The organism is Brevibacterium luteolum (assembly GCF_013004595.1).
In the GTDB taxonomy this organism is placed as follows: domain Bacteria; phylum Actinomycetota; class Actinomycetes; order Actinomycetales; family Brevibacteriaceae; genus Brevibacterium; species Brevibacterium luteolum.
The window spans coordinates 214,945-231,349 of record NZ_JABEMC010000001.1; the positions used below are offsets into that span (position 1 = coordinate 214,945).

General features: G+C 61.0%; 14 protein-coding genes. 9 read left to right on the forward strand and 5 right to left on the reverse strand.

Annotated elements, in window-relative coordinates:
* Positions 1-1,521: an RNB domain-containing ribonuclease gene (locus tag HLA91_RS01045; RefSeq protein WP_170273172.1), complete on the forward strand. Its 1,521-nt coding sequence runs from the start codon at positions 1-3 to the stop codon at positions 1,519-1,521.
* Positions 1,522-1,562: 41 nt separating this feature from the next.
* Here HLA91_RS01045 and HLA91_RS01050 read toward each other — a convergent pair whose 3' ends face one another.
* Genes HLA91_RS01050 through HLA91_RS01060 form a run of 3 tightly spaced genes read right to left on the reverse strand, consistent with a single transcriptional unit; the run spans position 1,563 to position 3,914 of the window.
* On the reverse strand, positions 1,563-2,198 hold the full coding sequence (locus tag HLA91_RS01050) for a TetR/AcrR family transcriptional regulator (RefSeq protein ID WP_170273173.1): 636 nt from the start codon (positions 2,196-2,198) through the stop codon (positions 1,563-1,565).
* Between the two features lie 43 nt (positions 2,199-2,241).
* Positions 2,242-3,003 (reverse strand): hypothetical protein, encoded by a 762-nt coding sequence (locus tag HLA91_RS01055; RefSeq protein ID WP_165884552.1) that lies wholly within the window; start codon positions 3,001-3,003, stop codon positions 2,242-2,244.
* 38 nt (positions 3,004-3,041) lie between these two features.
* A complete protein-coding gene (locus tag HLA91_RS01060; protein ID WP_170273174.1) occupies positions 3,042-3,914 on the reverse strand; it encodes a hypothetical protein in 873 nt (290 codons plus the stop codon).
* A 211-nt stretch (positions 3,915-4,125) separates the two neighbouring features.
* Between HLA91_RS01060 and HLA91_RS01065 the strand changes: the two genes are divergently transcribed.
* The 3 genes from HLA91_RS01065 to HLA91_RS01075 are packed head-to-tail and all read left to right on the forward strand — an operon-like array spanning position 4,126 to position 8,962.
* Positions 4,126-5,739 carry a carboxyl transferase domain-containing protein gene (locus tag HLA91_RS01065; protein ID WP_170273175.1) on the forward strand — a complete coding sequence of 538 codons (1,614 nt, stop codon included), beginning with the start codon at positions 4,126-4,128 and terminating at the stop codon, positions 5,737-5,739.
* Positions 5,739-7,790: an acetyl-CoA carboxylase biotin carboxylase subunit gene (locus tag HLA91_RS01070; RefSeq protein ID WP_170273176.1), complete on the forward strand. Its 2,052-nt coding sequence runs from the start codon at positions 5,739-5,741 to the stop codon at positions 7,788-7,790. Before HLA91_RS01065 ends, HLA91_RS01070 begins: the two co-directional genes overlap by 1 nt.
* Positions 7,787-8,962, forward strand: coding sequence for an acyl-CoA dehydrogenase family protein (locus tag HLA91_RS01075; RefSeq protein ID WP_170273177.1), 1,176 nt, complete (start codon positions 7,787-7,789; stop codon positions 8,960-8,962). The genes HLA91_RS01070 and HLA91_RS01075 overlap by 4 nt, the downstream gene beginning before the upstream one ends.
* A 119-nt stretch (positions 8,963-9,081) precedes the next feature.
* Here the strand turns inward: HLA91_RS01075 and HLA91_RS01080 are convergent, their stop codons facing one another.
* On the reverse strand, positions 9,082-9,780 hold the full coding sequence (locus HLA91_RS01080) for an HAD family hydrolase (protein ID WP_170273178.1): 699 nt from the start codon (positions 9,778-9,780) through the stop codon (positions 9,082-9,084).
* Positions 9,781-9,813: 33 nt separating this feature from the next.
* Positions 9,814-11,178, reverse strand: coding sequence for an amidase family protein (locus tag HLA91_RS01085; RefSeq protein WP_170273179.1), 1,365 nt, complete (start codon positions 11,176-11,178; stop codon positions 9,814-9,816).
* Positions 11,179-11,338: 160 nt separating this feature from the next.
* Here HLA91_RS01085 and HLA91_RS14255 point away from each other — a divergent pair, with 160 nt between their 5' ends.
* The 5 genes from HLA91_RS14255 to HLA91_RS01110 all read left to right on the forward strand — a co-directional run bounded on the left by HLA91_RS14255 (position 11,339) and on the right by HLA91_RS01110 (position 16,380).
* Entirely contained in the window at positions 11,339-12,130 is a 792-nt protein-coding gene (locus tag HLA91_RS14255) for a GntR family transcriptional regulator (protein WP_170273180.1), read from the forward strand.
* An 86-nt stretch (positions 12,131-12,216) separates the two neighbouring features.
* Positions 12,217-13,230, forward strand: coding sequence for an urea transporter (locus tag HLA91_RS01095; protein ID WP_212753874.1), 1,014 nt, complete (start codon positions 12,217-12,219; stop codon positions 13,228-13,230).
* Positions 13,227-14,171 (forward strand): hypothetical protein, encoded by a 945-nt coding sequence (locus HLA91_RS01100; protein WP_170273182.1) that lies wholly within the window; start codon positions 13,227-13,229, stop codon positions 14,169-14,171. Before HLA91_RS01095 ends, HLA91_RS01100 begins: the two co-directional genes overlap by 4 nt.
* Complete coding sequence (locus tag HLA91_RS01105; RefSeq protein ID WP_170273183.1) at positions 14,168-15,091, forward strand: phosphotransferase; 924 nt, start codon at positions 14,168-14,170, stop codon at positions 15,089-15,091. Before HLA91_RS01100 ends, HLA91_RS01105 begins: the two co-directional genes overlap by 4 nt.
* A complete protein-coding gene (locus HLA91_RS01110; RefSeq protein ID WP_170273184.1) occupies positions 15,088-16,380 on the forward strand; it encodes a hydantoinase/carbamoylase family amidase in 1,293 nt (430 codons plus the stop codon). The genes HLA91_RS01105 and HLA91_RS01110 overlap by 4 nt, the downstream gene beginning before the upstream one ends.
* Positions 16,381-16,405: the final 25 nt, after the last annotated feature.

The following is a 16,405-nucleotide window of genomic DNA, read 5'->3' on the forward strand; positions in this document are numbered from 1 at the left end:
ATGCTCACCCGCCTGCGTCTGCCCAGCTCACTGACACCTCGGCGCCGGGAACCCGCCCCCGGCCCGCTCGCCGCGCGCCTGCACGAGGCCTACGCGAAACTCGCCGCCGACCTGCCCGACGAGTATCCGGCCGACGCTCTGGCCGACGCCGAGGCGGCTGTCGCCGAACTCGGCGGCGACCCCTTCGCGCTCGGCCGGGACGGTATCGAGACCGAGCGGGTCGACCTGCGCGAGATCCCGTTCGTCACCATCGACCCCGAGGGTGCGACGGACCTCGATCAGGCGATGCACCTCGAAACCCTCAACGCGGCTGAAGGCCAGGCCGCGTTCCGGGTCCGCTACGCGATCGCCGATGTCGGCCGGTTCATCACCCCTGATGGGCCGCTCGATGCCGAGACCCACGCCCGCGGGCAGACGATCTACCTGCCCGATCGGCGCATCCCGCTGCACCCGGAGGTCATCTCCGAAGGCGCGGCCTCCCTGCTGCCCGGCGAGGACCGGGCCGCCTACGTCTTCACCGCCGAGCTCGCAGCCGACGGCACGATCGTCAGCCAGGACCTCGTGCGCGCGGTCGTGCGCTCGCGCGCCCAGCTCGACTACGACACCATCCAAGCCGGCTTCGACGCCGGCCGGCCGCTGCCCGAGGCGATCGCCGCGCTGCCGACGATCGGCGCGGCCCTGCAAGCCGATGAAATCGCCCGCGGCGGCATCGACTTAGCGATCCCGGACCAGGACGTCACCGAAACCAACGGCGACTACACCCTGACCTACCGGCCCCGGCAGGGCATCGAAGACGCCAACGCCCAGATCAGCCTGCTCGCCGGCCGAGTCGCAGCCGACCTCATGCTGCGTGCCGGCCACGGAGTGCTGCGCACGATGCCGCGCCCGGATGAGGAGACGATTGCCGAATTCCTCGCCATCGTCGCAGGCCTCGGTTTTGACGCGGGTGCGCCGTACCAGGATGTCATCCGCAGCATCGGCCACCAGGAGCGCAACCCGCGTGCGCTCGCAGTCCACTACGCCTCACCCTCGCTGTTCCGGGGTGCCGGCTACACCCTCATCGGCGAGAAGGAAAGTGATGATGAGCTGCTGCAGGCCGCGGTTGGCGCACCTTATGCGCACACGACTGCACCGCTGCGCCGGCTCGTCGACCGCTATGTGCTGCCAATTGCTGAAGCCGCCTGCCGGGATGCCGACGCTCCGGCATGGGCGCTCGACGGGCTGGCCGAGCTGCCCGAGGCGATGAAGGAGACCGGCCGGCTGGCCAGCCAGATCGACAAACAGGTCATCGAATACACCGAGGCGATCCTGCTCGCCGAGCGGACCGGCGAGGTCTTCGACGGGGTGGTCGTCGGCTCGCGGACGACGAAGGACGGCACGGCGCTTGTCGAGGTGCATGTGCCGGAACCTGCCGTTGTCGTGTGGGCCGCTGGCGAGGCGCCGGTCGGTGAGCCGGTGCAGATCCGGCTGCGCTCAGCTGAACCAGAGACAGGCACGCTGCTCTTCGACGTCGTCGCCTGAGCCGCAGCTCCAGCCCGGGCTCAACAGGGTCAGTCGCCGCTTCAGCCTCGGGTCGGCAGGCCGAGTGAGGCGCGCGCCCCGGTGAGCAGCTGGACGCGCACGATGTCGCGGTCGATGCGCCGGGCGACATAGGGCGTCGAGTTGATCATGCCGAACACGGCATGAACCCGCACTGTCGCCTCATCGAGGCTGAGTGCCGGGTCGAGGTCGGTGAGCTGCTCGGCCCACAGTGTCACGTACTGCCGCTGCAGCTGCCGCACCCGGCGGCGGGCCTCATCGGGCAGCGCGGTGAAGTCACGATCCTGAATCCGGATGAGCTGCGGCTCGCGCAGAGCGAAGTCGACATGGAAGTCGACGAGCCGGCCGATGAGCACGTCCGCGCCCGAGGCGCCGGTCGCCTCGGCCAGCAGCTCGCGTCCTCCGGTGTGCAGGTACTCGGAGATCCCGACGAGCAGCTCGATGAGGATCGCTTCCTTCGACGCGAAGTGCCGGTAGACCGCAGGCCCGGAGATCCCGGCCCCGGTGCCGATGTCCTCGATGCCGACAGCGTGGAAGCCGCGCCGGGCGAACAGCCCTTTGGCCGCCTGCAGGATCGCCTCGCGGCGCTGAGCCTTCGCAGCAGCGCGCACACCACCGCTGGGGGAGTGGACGGCAGCCGGGAGGGCAGAGGCGTTCATGGCTGACAGCCTAACTCAGTGAGTCACCGCTAACCGAATCATCTCAGTGCCGATCACCGGGCTGCTTCCGCATCTCGGAGCTCGGATGCGACAGTGCGACGATGAGCTCGGAGACGCGCTCGAGTCGGCGCTCCATGCGCTTGAGGAGGCGCATGATGCCCACTCCGCAGGCGATGAGCGGAGCACCGGCGACAAGGATGCTGACGATGCCGGCGTAGACCGCCCCGGCGGTGAACGGCAGCATCGATACGAAGGCTCCGACGGCCATGCACAGAAGGCCGCCTCCGAAGTAGAGACGCCAATCGTTGGGACCCAATTCACCGGGGAAGCTCGGCAGGCCGTCGACACCTCGGCCCAGGCGGTCCGGCTGTCGGCTGGACCATTCGAGGACTGTCTCGATGACCTTGGTGCGGTAACGGTCAGCTGCCCGCACCACGATGCCGCGGATGATGATCGCCGGGATGAGTGTGCAGATACCGACGAACCCGGCCAGCCCAACAATGGTGGCACCGGCGCCTGGGAAGTGCTGATAGAGCCAGGCCGCGAGTGCGATCAGCACCAAAGAGGCGCCCCACACCCAGAGCAGTCTCATCATCACGCGCTCGAGAACCTGGCAGCGCCGACTGTCCCTGCCGGTGATCGCGGCGAGCACAGCCTGCAGCTGGCGCGCCTCCTCCTCGCGCACGGCATCCGGACTGGGTGCGGCTGCCTCGGCGCGACGCGCTTGTGCCAGCTCGGCGGCAGCCCGGTCCCGGTTGGTGTGCCTGAACGCACGGGTGAGCTGGTCGTCGCTGAGCGCGCACACGAGGATCTCGGCGTCGTGCGCGGCGGAATCTGCGCGGATCAGCGCGCTCCTTTCGATCTTGGCCGGGTGGCTCGTGAGGCGCCCCGGTAGGTGATGCCGGGTTCGGCGGAGGAGAAGAAGCGCAGATCTCCCAGCGGCCTACGCGCCCCGGGGCTCGGATGCGACAGCGCGGCGATCATCTCGCAGGCGCGGTCGAATCTGCGCGTCATGCGTGTGAAGCTCAGAATGACGCCCACTCCGCAGGCGATGAGCGGAATGGTGACGACGGCGATGCTGATGATGCCCGCGACGATCTGCCCGCCGCCGAAGAAGATCGGCGGCGCGGCGACAGCTGGGACGATGCACAGGGTACTGGTGGCGGCGCAGATCTTCCAGTCATCGGGTTGGTATCCGCCGTGGAGGTTCGGCAGGCCGTCAACGCCGCGGGCCAACCGTCCAGGCTGGCTGCTGGCCCATTCGAGCACTGTCTCGATGACCCTCGCCTGGTATCGGTCAACTGCCCGCATTTCGACGCTGCGACTGACGGCTGCCGCGATGAGGATGCAGAAGCCGGCGAGCACCGTCGCCCCGCCGATGGTGCTGCCGGAGCCGGGGGAGCGGTGATCGAGCCAGAACGCGAGTGCGATCACTGCCCAGGAGGCGACCCACAGCCAGATCAGCGTCATCGTCACGCGCCTGAGGAGTCGGCCCCGCCGCCAGGCGCGTCCGCAGGCGGCAGCGAGGACGGCCTGCAGCTGGCGGGCGTCCGCCTCGCGCACGGTATCCGGGCTGGGTGCGGCAGCTTCGGCGCGACGCGCCTGCGCCAGCTCGGCGACAGCCCGGCCTCGGTCGGTGATTCCCAGGGCGCGGGACAGCTGGGCGTCGCTGAGCGCGGCGACCATCAGCTGTGCATCGGCGTGGGAGGTGTCCATGACTCCACACTAATGCCCTGCTGCCGTGCCGACCGGTGCACGGATGTGGCAGGACTGCCACTGCCGGAGAGCCGGGCAGCCGCGGGTGTCAGCCGGCAGCAGCGCGCGCTGTCAGAAGTGCTGGCCGGCAGCTGTGTTGTCCCTCACGTGAATCGTTCGCTACCATAAGACTCGGTTAACGATCATTAACTGAACTGTCGGGAGATCCCATATGCCAGTCATCGGCTCACCGGTCAATCCCGCCACTGCAGAGGCCAACGCATCCGCCCACGCCGAGCTCATCGCCGAGCTGCGCCAGCGGATCGAAGCCACTGCCCGCGGCGGCTCTGAGAAGTCACGCGAGAAGCACCTCGCGCGCGGCAAGCTGCTGCCGCGTGACCGCGTCGAGAACCTCCTTGACCCCGGCTCGCCGTTCCTGGAGCTCTCCCCACTGGCCGCCGGCGGCATGTACGACGACGCCAGCCTGGGGGCGGGCATCATCACCGGCATCGGCCGGGTCGCCGGACGCGAATGCGTCATCGTCGCTAACGACGCCACCGTCAAGGGCGGCACCTACTACCCGATGACGGTCAAGAAGCACCTGCGCGCCCAGGAAGTCGCCCGCGAGAACCGCCTGCCCTGCATCTACCTCGTCGACTCCGGCGGGGCGAACCTGCCCAACCAGGACGACGTGTTCCCCGACCGCGAGCACTTCGGCCGCATCTTCTACAACCAGGCGACCCTCTCAGCGGCCGGCATCCCGCAGCTGGCCGCCGTCATGGGCTCCTGCACTGCTGGTGGGGCCTACGTCCCGGCAATGGCCGATGAGTCGATCATCGTCCACGAACAGGGCACGATCTTCCTCGGCGGCCCGCCCCTGGTCAAAGCCGCCACCGGCGAGGTCGTCACCGCCGAAGAGCTCGGCGGCGGCGCCCTGCATTCCCGCACCTCCGGTGTCACCGACCACCTGGCCGCCAATGACTCCCACGCCCTGGAGATCATGCGCGACATCGTCTCCACCCTTGGGCCCAAGGACGCCCCGGCCTGGCAGCGCACCGAACCCGAGGCGCCGGCCCACGACCCGGCCGAACTCACCTCCATCGTCCCGACCGACTCGAAGGTCCCCTACGACGTCCACGAGGTCATCGCCCGGATCGTCGACGGCTCGAAGTTCCACGAATTCAAAGCCGAATACGGCACCACGCTCATCACCGGCTTCGCCCGCATCGACGGCCACCCCGTGGGCATCATCGCCAACAACGGCGTGCTGTTCGGCGAATCGGCGATGAAGGGTGCCCACTTCATCGAACTGTGCGATCAGCGCGACACCCCGCTGCTGTTCCTGCAGAACATCTCCGGCTTCATGGTCGGCCGCGACTACGAAGCCGCCGGCATCGCCAAGCACGGCGCCAAGATGGTCAACGCCGTGGCCACCGCCCGGGTGCCGAAGTTCACCGTCGTCATCGGCGGCTCCTATGGTGCTGGCAACTATTCGATGTGCGGGCGCGCCTACAGCCCGCGCTTCCTGTGGATGTGGCCCAACGCCCGCATCTCCGTCATGGGCGGTGAGCAGGCCGCCAGCGTGCTGGCCACCGTGCGCCGCGATGCCATCGAGGCCCGCGGCGAGGACTGGCCGGCTGAGGCGGAAGCCGAATTCAAGGCCCCGATCCTTAACCAGTACGAAGCCCAGGGCAACCCGTACTACTCGACCGCCCGCCTGTGGGACGACGGCATCATCGAACCCGCCGACACCCGCCAGGTGCTCGCGCTCGCCCTCGAGGCCTGCCGGTACGCGCCCCTTGCCCGCCCGCTCGACGCGCCAGGCTATGGCGTCTTCAGGATGTGATGACCGTGAAGCTCTTCGACACAATCCTCATCGCCAACCGAGGCGAGATCGCCCTGCGCGTCATCCGCACGTGCCGGCGCCTGGGCATCCGCACTGTCGCCGTGTACTCCGATGCCGACGCCGAGGCCGCCCACACCCGGGCAGCCGATGTCGCCGTGCACCTCGGCCCGGCTGCCGCGTCCGAGTCCTACCTCGCCATCGACAAGGTCATCGCCGCAGCCCAGGCCACCGGCGCGCAGGCGATCCATCCCGGCTACGGCTTCCTGTCTGAGAATCCCACGTTCGCCCGCGCATGCGAAGAGGCCGGCATCGTGTTCCTCGGCCCGAGTGCAGCTGCGATCGAGACGATGGGGGATAAGATCACCGCCAAGCAGGCGGTCGCCAGCCACAACGTGCCGCTCGTGCCCGGCGTGTCCGAAGGCGGGCTGAGCAATGAGCAGCTCGCCGCCGAGGCGGTGAAGATCGGCTTCCCGGTCCTCATCAAGCCCTCGGCCGGAGGCGGCGGCAAGGGCATGCACGCCGTGTTCGAGGAATCCGAGCTCGCAGACAGGCTCGCAGCAGCCCGCCGTGAGGCGGCCAGCTCGTTCGGCGATGACACCCTGTTCCTCGAGCGCCTCGTCGCCACCCCGCGCCACATCGAGGTGCAGGTGCTCGCCGATGAGCACGGCAACGTCATCCACTTAGGCGAACGCGAATGCTCTCTGCAGCGCCGGCACCAGAAGGTCATCGAAGAGGCCCCGTCGGCGCTGCTCGATGAGGAGACCCGCGCCCGCATCGGCGAGGCGGCCTGCAGCACCGCCCGTTCGGTCGGCTACCGCGGCGCCGGCACAGTCGAGTTCATCGTCGCCGCCGATCAGCCCGATGAGTTCTTCTTCATGGAGATGAACACCCGCCTGCAGGTCGAGCACCCGGTGACCGAAGAGGTCACTGGCATCGACCTCGTCGAATGGCAGATCCGGATCGGCGCCGGTGAGGAGCTGAGCCTCACCCAGGAGGACATCACGCTGACCGGTCATGCGATCGAGGCTCGCATCTACGCTGAGGATCCCTCCCGCGGGTTCCTGCCCACCGGCGGCCAGGCCATTGACGTCATCACCCCGGCAGGGGAGGGCATCCGCGTCGATGCCGGATTGGCCGCCGGGCAGTTCATCGCCTCGGACTACGACCCGATGATCGCCAAGCTCATCGTCCACGCCCCTAACCGGGCCAGTGCGGTGCAGAAGCTCTACGACGCGCTCGGCCGCACCGCAGTGCCCGGCATCGTGACGAACATCGACTTCCTGCGCACCCTTATGAGCCGCGAGGACGTCAAGGCTGGCGAGCTCGACACCGGGCTCATCGACCGGATGAGCGAGGACGAACTCGCCCACGCCCTCGCAGAGCTCGACCTGCTCTTCGCGGCTGTGGCGATCATCGACCGGCAGCAGCGGGCGGCCACCGCCGCCGGTGCGGTGACCGTCGACGGCGCCGACCCAGCCGGCGCCTCGGCGTGGGACCGGCCCACCGGCTGGCGCACCTCGCGCCCGGTCGAGGTCACGGTGCCGCTCGTGCACGCCGGAACCGACTACGAGGCGATCTGGCGCGGCGAGCAGGTGCGCTGGTCTGCAGACGGCCAGTGCCGCCTTGTCAGCGGTGGGCAGACCCACCGCGCGCGGGTCGCCGTCAGTGGCGAGAGCGTCTGGGTGATGAGCGAACGCGGCATCTTCGCCTTCACCCGCCCGCAGGCCGACACCGCCCTTGACCCCGGTGCCGCCGGGGCCGACATCACCGCCCCGATGCCCGGTGCAGTCATCGACGTGCGCGCCGCAGACGGCGCCGAGGTGACCGCCGGCACGCCGGTCGTCGTCGTCGAGGCGATGAAGATGGAGCACGTGCTCACCGCCCCCGCCGACGGGATCGTGCACCTCAAGACCCAGATCGGCACTCAGGTCGCACTCGACGAGGTGCTCGCCACCATCGTCGATACGGAGTCCGACGCTGAGGCCGATGTCGACGCCGACGAAACCACTGACAACGCTGAGAACCAGGCTGACAGTAAGGAAGAATCATGACGCAGACATTCACCCCCGGCATGCTGCCCGAGGAGTACGAGGACCTGCGCCTGCAGGTCGCGAAGTTCACCGACACCGAGGTCGCGCCGGTCAGTGCCGAGCTCGATGCCAAGCGCGAGTTCCCCTATGCGCTGGTGAAGAAGATGGGCCAGATGGGCCTGTTCGGCCTGCCGTTCGACGAGGAGTACGGCGGCATGGGCGGGGACTACTTCGCCCTGTGCCTGGCGATCGAGGAGATCGCCCGGGAGAACCAGTCGCTGGCCATCACCCTGGAAGCGGCCGTATCGCTCGGTGCGATGCCGATCTACCGCTTCGGCACCGAGGAGCAGAAGCGCGAATGGCTCCCGCAGCTCACCGACGGCTCCGGCCTGGCCGCCTTCGGCCTGACCGAGCCGGAGGCCGGATCCGATGCCGGCGGGACGAAGACGAAGGCGACGCTGGCTGACGGAGAGTGGACGATCAACGGCGGCAAGTGCTTCATCACCAACTCCGGCACAGACATCACCCGGCTGGTGACCGCCACCGCGGTCACCGGTACCCGCACCGGCCGCGACGGTGCGCAGAAGCCGGAGATCTCGACGATCATGATCCCGGCAGGCACCCCGGGCTTCACCGTCGAGCCGAAGTACGACAAGGTCGGCTGGAACTCCTCGGACACCCACCCGCTGACCTTCGAAGACGTCAAAGTCCCGGAGGAGAACCTGCTCGGCGAACGCGGCCGCGGCTACGCGAACTTCCTGCGCATCCTCGATGAGGGCCGCATCGCTGTCGCTGCGCTGTCGACCGGCGCCGCACAGGGCTGTGTCGATGAGTCAGTCAGGTACGCCAAGGAGCGCACGTCCTTCGGCAAGCCGATCTCGGAATACCAGGGCATCTCGTTCAAGATCGCCCGCATGGAGGCCCGTGTTGTGGCCGCGCGTGCGGCCTACTACCTGGCCGCCTCGCGGATGATCGCAGGCCTGCCGTTCAAGAAGGAAGCAGCTGTGGCGAAGATGATCGCCGGTGAGGCCGCGATGGACAACGCTCGCGACGCCACGCAGATCCACGGCGGCTACGGCTTCATGAACGAGTACCTCGTCGCCCGCCACTACCGCGACTCGAAGATCCTCGAAGTCGGCGAAGGCACCACCGAGGTCCAGCTCATGCTCATCGCCCGCGACCTGGGGCTGTGATATGAGCGCCGCATTCACTCAGGTCAGTGGAACGGCCTGAACTAATGGAAACGGGGTCGCAACAAATTACCGCGGCCCCGTTTCTTTAGATCAAATGTGAATCTAGCTGAACGCGGAACTCACGAGAGTAGAAAAGGACTGAGTTCGTCAATCACGAAGTCGGTTAACTGCGCCAGCTTGTCCTCATTTAGGCTGCCGCGGACTCCAACTGTTAGAAGACCAGCGTCCCTTGCGGCTCTTATGCCAGTGCTTGAGTCTTCGAAAGCTAGCGCATCGGACGCGTCAACTCCAATTCTCTCTAGAGCGAGCAAGTAACATGCTGGATCGGGTTTGGAGTGGATCACATCCTCCAGCGCAACTATGTGGTCAATGAACGAGCCTAGTCCGGCTTTATCAATCGTGGGTGCGACGATCTCACGGCTTGCGGCGGTAACTACTGCAACACGCTTGCCAAATCTATTGGCACGTTCAACGAAGGTGCGAGCATCTTCAGAAATTGTAGCGGCGTCGTGGTTTCGCTCCATGTAGGCTGAATTAAACTGGCGCAGAAGATAGTCTGTGTCGATTCCAGAGTTACCCGACTCTTTCGCAATCTCACCAAACATGCGTGCTTCCGTGAACCCTGCGAAGTCGCGGAAGTACCTATCTCTGCTGACCGCGACTCCGAGCTCATCCGCAGAAATATCACGAACAACTGAAGCTAGAAGCTCTTCATCATCTGATAGAGTCCCATTGAAGTCAAGAAGTATCGCTTTAGTAGTCTCCAGTTGAGACTTGAGTTGGGCTGTCGCATCGAGCCAGGATCGATCCTCAGTCATATTTCAGTTCCCATCATGTAAGGTTGATTGCGTTTAGTCTTTGGTTATCGCGGTAGGGTATTTTAGATCGAGATTCAATAGCGCTTCAATGCTCTCCGCTAAGTCGAGAATCTGGAGATCAGAGAACCGCGGTCCGACAATTTGTATACCAATTGGCATGCCGATCTTGGACAGGCCTGCCGGAATCGCCACCGCAGGCTGTCCGGTCTGGTTGAACCAGGCTGTGAAGTTCGTGTGATACAACAGCGGTTGCGATTCGTCTGGACCAAACGACTCAGCAGGGAAAGCGTGGGCTCCAATCACAGGAGCTAACAGAAAGTCGTAGCACGAAAAGAGTGCATTCAACCTCGATGCGACACTCGAAAGATGCTCGAAATCGGTGTAGTAGTCTGAGGCAGACAAAGCGTAACCATCTTGCGCCCAGTATTCGACTTGCGGCAAAAGTAGCTGAGATAGGTGAGGCGGAGATTGTTTCAGTTCGGAAATACAACGTGCTTTGAGGCATCGGTCAAGGGCAGAGAAATCGGCCTCAGTGAGGCCAGGTTCAACTAAGGAAAGTCTCGCGCCTTCTTGTTCTAAAATCCGCAATGTTGAGCTAAATACTCGAGAAGTGTCCTCGTCCATTTGGTCGCCGTAACCGGGCCACTCTAACACGCCGACGTTTGCCTGGCGTAGGGAAAAAAGCTCGGCTCCGGTACTGGTGTTGACCGACAGATGGTCGTATGGGTCGCTGTTGCAGATCACTTTGAAAAGATTGCGGAGCTCGCCGACGGTTTTCGCCATGGGCCCGGCAGATCGCCACGTGCTCGCTGGCGTATACGGCACTGTCCCCTGGGTCGGCTTCATTGCAGAAATGCCGCAATGTGCAGCGGGTAGCCGAACGCTGCCAGCTATGTCAGTGCCAAGAGCTAACGGCGTGACTCCCGTTGCTACAGCCACTCCAGCTCCTGAACTGGATCCACCGGGCGAGAACGCCGTGTTCCATGGGTTACGGATGATTCCATACTGTGAGCTGAGCCCCGAAGCGAGCAGCCCGAAATCAGGCATCGAAGTTTTCGCGATGATTGTCGCGCCTGCCGCCAGCAACCTCCGAACCGGTATTGAGTGATCGCCTGAAGCATCACCGGAATGCGTAGCACTGCCGTGCCACCTGCGCATGCCCGCGACATGAAAACTGTCTTTGACCGACACTAAAGCTCCCATTAAAGGACTATCTGGGCAGACCAGAAGTGAATCTCCAGATTCGTCTGGATCCGGGATGCCCTGCGTGATCTGCGAGAAGGCATTAGTGCGGGTGTTGACGAGCTGTGCAGAAGCTTGCGCATTCTCCACCAGTTCACTATTTACCGAGGTCAGCCAGCTATGGGCAGGGGGTTCGCTGCAGTTCACATCAACCACTTTTGATCAGCTCCAGATCGGTCGGTAGGAAAATCGGTCGTAGATTACTCTAGACAAGTGTGGCAATCGTCACTATATACTGAACGCCATGGTCATCGACAGAGGTGTCGGAGAACATATTAGGTATAGCTGACTAGACCAAATAAAGGGGGTTGGCGCTGTGCTGCGGGATGACTTGGTCTATCTAATTGAGCGCAACCGCGCAGAAGGCGTACTAAAACTACCGCCTGAACGGGAGCTTGCGCAGCAGCTAGGAGTAGCGCGCGAAACGCTGAGAAAACAGCTTGCGGAGCTGGTTCGATCCGGGCACCTCGTGAAACGGCTAGGGCGTGGTGGAGGCACCTTTATTCAAGACGAAGTTGACGGGCCCTACACACAGCCCGATTCCTCGGAAAAAAATCCGCCGTTGGTCATTCGTCGTTCCTTGAATTCCGTAGAAGGAGTTCCTACGTTCCTGACTGATCAGGGATTCAAGGCCACAACCGCGATTCTCAAGACGGAGGAACGTTTTGCTTGGCCTCGCGAACGAGAGAGTCTAAAGCTGGACCGCGGCGACCGCGTGCTCACAATCAAAAGATTGCGGTCTGCGAACGGTACGCCCCTTTCGCTCGAGCAAATGACGTTGCCTGCCGACATATTCCCAGATCTCCTTAAGCGCGACCTGAGGTCTATATATGCGTTAATGTACAGCGATTATGGTATGAAAGTTGACACTGCGAAAGAGACGATAACGGTCGCTCGGGCCTCATCCGCTGCAGCATATCAGCTAACGATTAGTTTAGGTGATCCCTTGTTCGACATTTCTCGAATAGCTTACGCCAAGGACGGGCGACCTATCGAACAGTCCCGAGACCTGTTCAGAGCCGATATTACTAAACTTACCGTGACAAGTAACCATAAAACGGACCCGACGTGCAAGTGCCGCGTTACCGCAGATCGGACGATAAAATGAATAGAGTGAAGCAAGACTGGCGGGATACGTATTCTGGCACGTTTGACCTGACTAGGAACGTGCAAGACAAGAGTAGCGTTCTGGGCGTGCTGGACAGCACGCTACGAGGAATTGGTCAGATTTTTTTGATCAACAACCCTATCACGGGCTTCTTATTAGTTATAGCTGTAGCTACCAATTCAATTTGGGCAGCGGTTCTGGTGCTGGCAGGGTCTGCGGTATCGGTTCTTACGGCAATGCTGCTTGGATATGACGAAAGTGTAGTACGGTTAGGCTTCTATTCTTTTAACGGAGCCTTATTTGGCGTACTTGGCGCCGTGTTTTTGATTGGCCCCTGGGTCTTGACCTCAGCACTGCTCTCTCTTCTTGCGGCTTCGGTTTCGGTACCAATTATGAAGATAACAATCGAAGTGCTAGTCGTAAAGTTCGAAGTGCCTGCTCTTTCGCTAACATTTGGCGTACTCGGCGTACTCATGCTTCTACTTCTTCCAGCCACGATATATGGCGGTGCTAACGTCGCGTTGTTGCAGCCGGTAGAGCGTTACGCAAAAGCACCGGATCCACACCTTAGGGAAGCTGTAGCCGGGGGTGAGGTCGGGATACTAGAAGGCATGTTCAATGCGACTTTCCGTGGTATAGGTCAAGTAGTGTTGATGGACTCTGCCCTAGTTGGCATCCTTATCGTGGTTGCAATCGCCGCAGCTACTCGTATCGGGGCTGTGATGGTGATACTTGGTTCTTGCCTTGGGGCGATTTCTGGGTTGGCAATAGGTGCTGACGGGTATGAGATCTTTCATGGGCTATGGGGCTACAACGCTGCGGTCGTCGGTGTTGGTCTTTTTGGAATAGTGCTCGAAGTCGGATGGAAGTCATTTATTGCCACTGGAGTAGCTTGTTTATCCTCTGGTTTGCTTTACGGCGCTTTGAGTCAACTCCTGGCCCCTTGGGGCGTAATACCGCTGAGTTTGCCTTTGGTAATGATCATCATAGGAACGACATTTGCGCTCAAAGATAGCCGCGTTTCAGTGCTAAGCATACCGGATTATTCCAACGCTGAGAAACGAATACGAATCAGAAAATCTATGAAGGGATCAGTATGAGTACGTGGTACGAAGATATCGATGAATGGGCATCGGGTTTCGGCCATTCCGAGATTGAGTGGAAGGCACAGGTGCCTCAGGTGCCATCCCCAAGCTGGTGGGCGTCGGACAGTCTGTTGTATAAGGGGCAGAGCGCGGATCATGGAACTGTACTCCTGAAGCGGCTGACACGGCATGCATGGTCCTGGCGGAATCGCGATAACTTGATGGCCGCAGCGACAAAAGCCGGTGAAATTGGGGTAGGGCCGCGCGTGCTCGCTGCGGACTCGGAACTAGGATTGTTGCTCATGGAGGATCTTGGGCCTCGTTGGAAGGTGGGACGCCTCGACGTGTTCCAAGATGAAACTATCCGTCAGAGTATACGAGCAGCGCGCGAAGCATTCGCGGATTCTGGTCAAGTTCTGTCCCAGCGGAGCCCCCTGATCGAGCTTAACCACCTCGTAGATGAATGCCGCGATTACGGCGTTAGCCTGGACAAACGAATTATCAATCTATTGGAACTTGTGAACGAGTTCAAGGCGCCTCTTCTCGAATACCGTTCTCAGCGTAGATTTTATCCGTCGCAAGGCGAGGGTACTGTTTCTAACTTTATGATCGGCCCCGGGGGTCAAGTAAAGCTAGTCGGGTGGAGCTCGGCTGCCATGCTATCAAAGGTTCACGACAGTGCCACGTTGGTTGCTGAGGCTTGCCCAGGGGCACTCGAACTCGATGATTATGTACGCGAGCTATTGCCCGATGCTGATGCGACAGATCGTGCTGTGCTTAAGCTTGTAGCTGGAATCGAGCATCTCCGCTGGGCGGTGTTGACTCATCTTAGAGCCGTGCTTGACCCAGATGTCAATCTAGACTCAATTAAGTACGGCCTTTGGCGTATGACTCTGGCCGAATTGCTCTTCAATGAGGATGCAACCAGAAGAGAACTGAAAGGTGAACTGCTGTGACTTCTGCCAATCTGCCCGAAGCGCTTGTTAACGCTATCAGCACAAAGCCGGAGTGGACTGCAAAGCCTATAAAGGCTGAAATTGTACACGGTGGGATTACTAACTCTAATTATAAGCTCTGGATCGGCGGCGAGGGGCCGATTTTTGCAAAAGTGCCAGGTCCGGGGACCGAGAAGTTTATAAACAGGACTACGGCCAATCAAGCTGCCACTCAGGCGCATGCCGTTGGTATTAGCCCTGCTGTCTTACACTTCGACATCGAAACCGGGATTGAGTTTGCACAATTTGTAGAGGATGGATATCGCGCAGCGACGACTTTAGACTTTCAAAACGAATCGTTTTGCCACTCAGTAATGGAAACCTATCGAGCTTGGCACACCACGGATAGGCTTTCGGAGACCAAAACTATGGTCGATATGGTCGAAGAGCATCTGTCGCAGGTGCGTGACGAGAATATTGCGCTTCCTCATTGGTCTACGGACGTATTGAATAACTACGAGCTGGCAGTGAACGCGTTCATGAAGGACGGCCTCGAACTGGTGCCTGCGCATAATGACCCGATGCCAGGGAACTTTTTGCTTGGCCCTGGAGGCGACGTTAAGCTTATTGATTTTGACTACGCCGCAAATAACGAAGCTAGCTATGAACTTGGACTGATCCTTGCCGAAATGTTTGTTGACGTTGAACGGTCGCGTGATCTTGTTCAGGTCTATCGGGGTGAGCATGATGAGCGATTCTTTGCTAGGGCAATGCTCTCGCGAATGATTGCGGATACCAAATGGGGTCTTTGGGGATTGATCAATAACCATGCCCGTGATGTGGACTTCGATTATTACAAGTATGGCACCTGGAAGCTTTACCGTACCTTCTGGGTTTCCCGCCGCGATGAATATTCGTTCTGGTTGGAGGCTGCCAAATGACGCTACCTGATCTTCCTTCTTTGATGAGTACGTTCTCTTGCATTGGTGCAAAGAATAATACTGGCATTGAGCGGCTCGCGCTCAGCGCTTCGGATATTGAGGCGCGCCTGTTGCTCATTAAGACAATGCTTAATGACGGTCTCCATGTTTATATTGATGAAATCGGCAACATATATGGCCTCGTTAAGGCGCTAACGGACTCGGATCGACTTGTGTTGACCGGCTCGCATCTTGATAGTCAGCCTGACGGTGGGCGGTTTGACGGACAGGTTGGAGTGCTCGCATCGTTAAGAGTTGTGTCCGGTTGTAAAGAGCGTGTTTGGCAGCAATCCGGAATCAACCTCGGCGTTGTGAACTGGACTAACGAGGAAGGGGCTCGATTCCAGCCTAGCCTGATGGGAAGCTCCGTGTTTACCGGAGTACTTTCGATAGAGGACGCTGTCAATTGCATCGACGCTCAAGGTGTATGCGTCTCGGAAGCTCTCGATAGCTTTCGGTCGTCATTGGCTTCAGGATGTGATGGTCTCACACAGCACGAAATGACTTCCCGTGTGAGCTTTGCATCGGCGTCGACCCTGCGCCGGGCCACTGTGGGATACGCTGAGCTTCATGTGGAACAGGGTGATCGTTTGGAGTCTGCCGGCATCGATGTTGGTGTAGTTGACTCGATTTGGTCGGCTTATAAAACTGACATTACGGTTATTGGTGAGCAAACTCATACTGGCTCTACGCCGATGTGTAAGAGGCGAGACGCGCTGTACGCGGCAAGCCGAGCAGTTACTTCAATCTTTGAACTTGGTGCAGGTGATCCTGATGGCCTCCTGCATACCGCCGTAGCGTGGATGCAGATTGTTCCTAATTCTCCTAATGCGACGCCGTCTAAGGTCCGATTTAAAGTTGAGTTAAGGAGTGCATGCGAGGATCGGGTCAGGGCTGCCTTATCGTCGTTCACTGACCAGCTGGAAAGTCTTGGCGAAGCCTGCGGCGTGCAGTTTCAGGTTGAACCTTGGTCTGCGCGTCCCGCGAGCCAGTTGGCGGGATCGCTCTCCGAAGATGTGGCCTCGCTTCTTCGTGACAATGGTCTGAGTGTAATGAGACTTTCGACTATTGCAGGTCACGATGCTGTAGCTCTGAGTAACGCTGGCATACCTTCGATCTTGCTGTTTGTGACAAGCGTTGCAGGCATTACGCATAACCATCATGAGTTCACTTCGGATTCTGACTTAGTGAAGGGTGAAAGTGCCCTCGTGGTGGCCGTGAATCAGCTGATTTTTAACGGGCAGAATTGACGTCTTTTTCTTTTGGCTCCTTCCT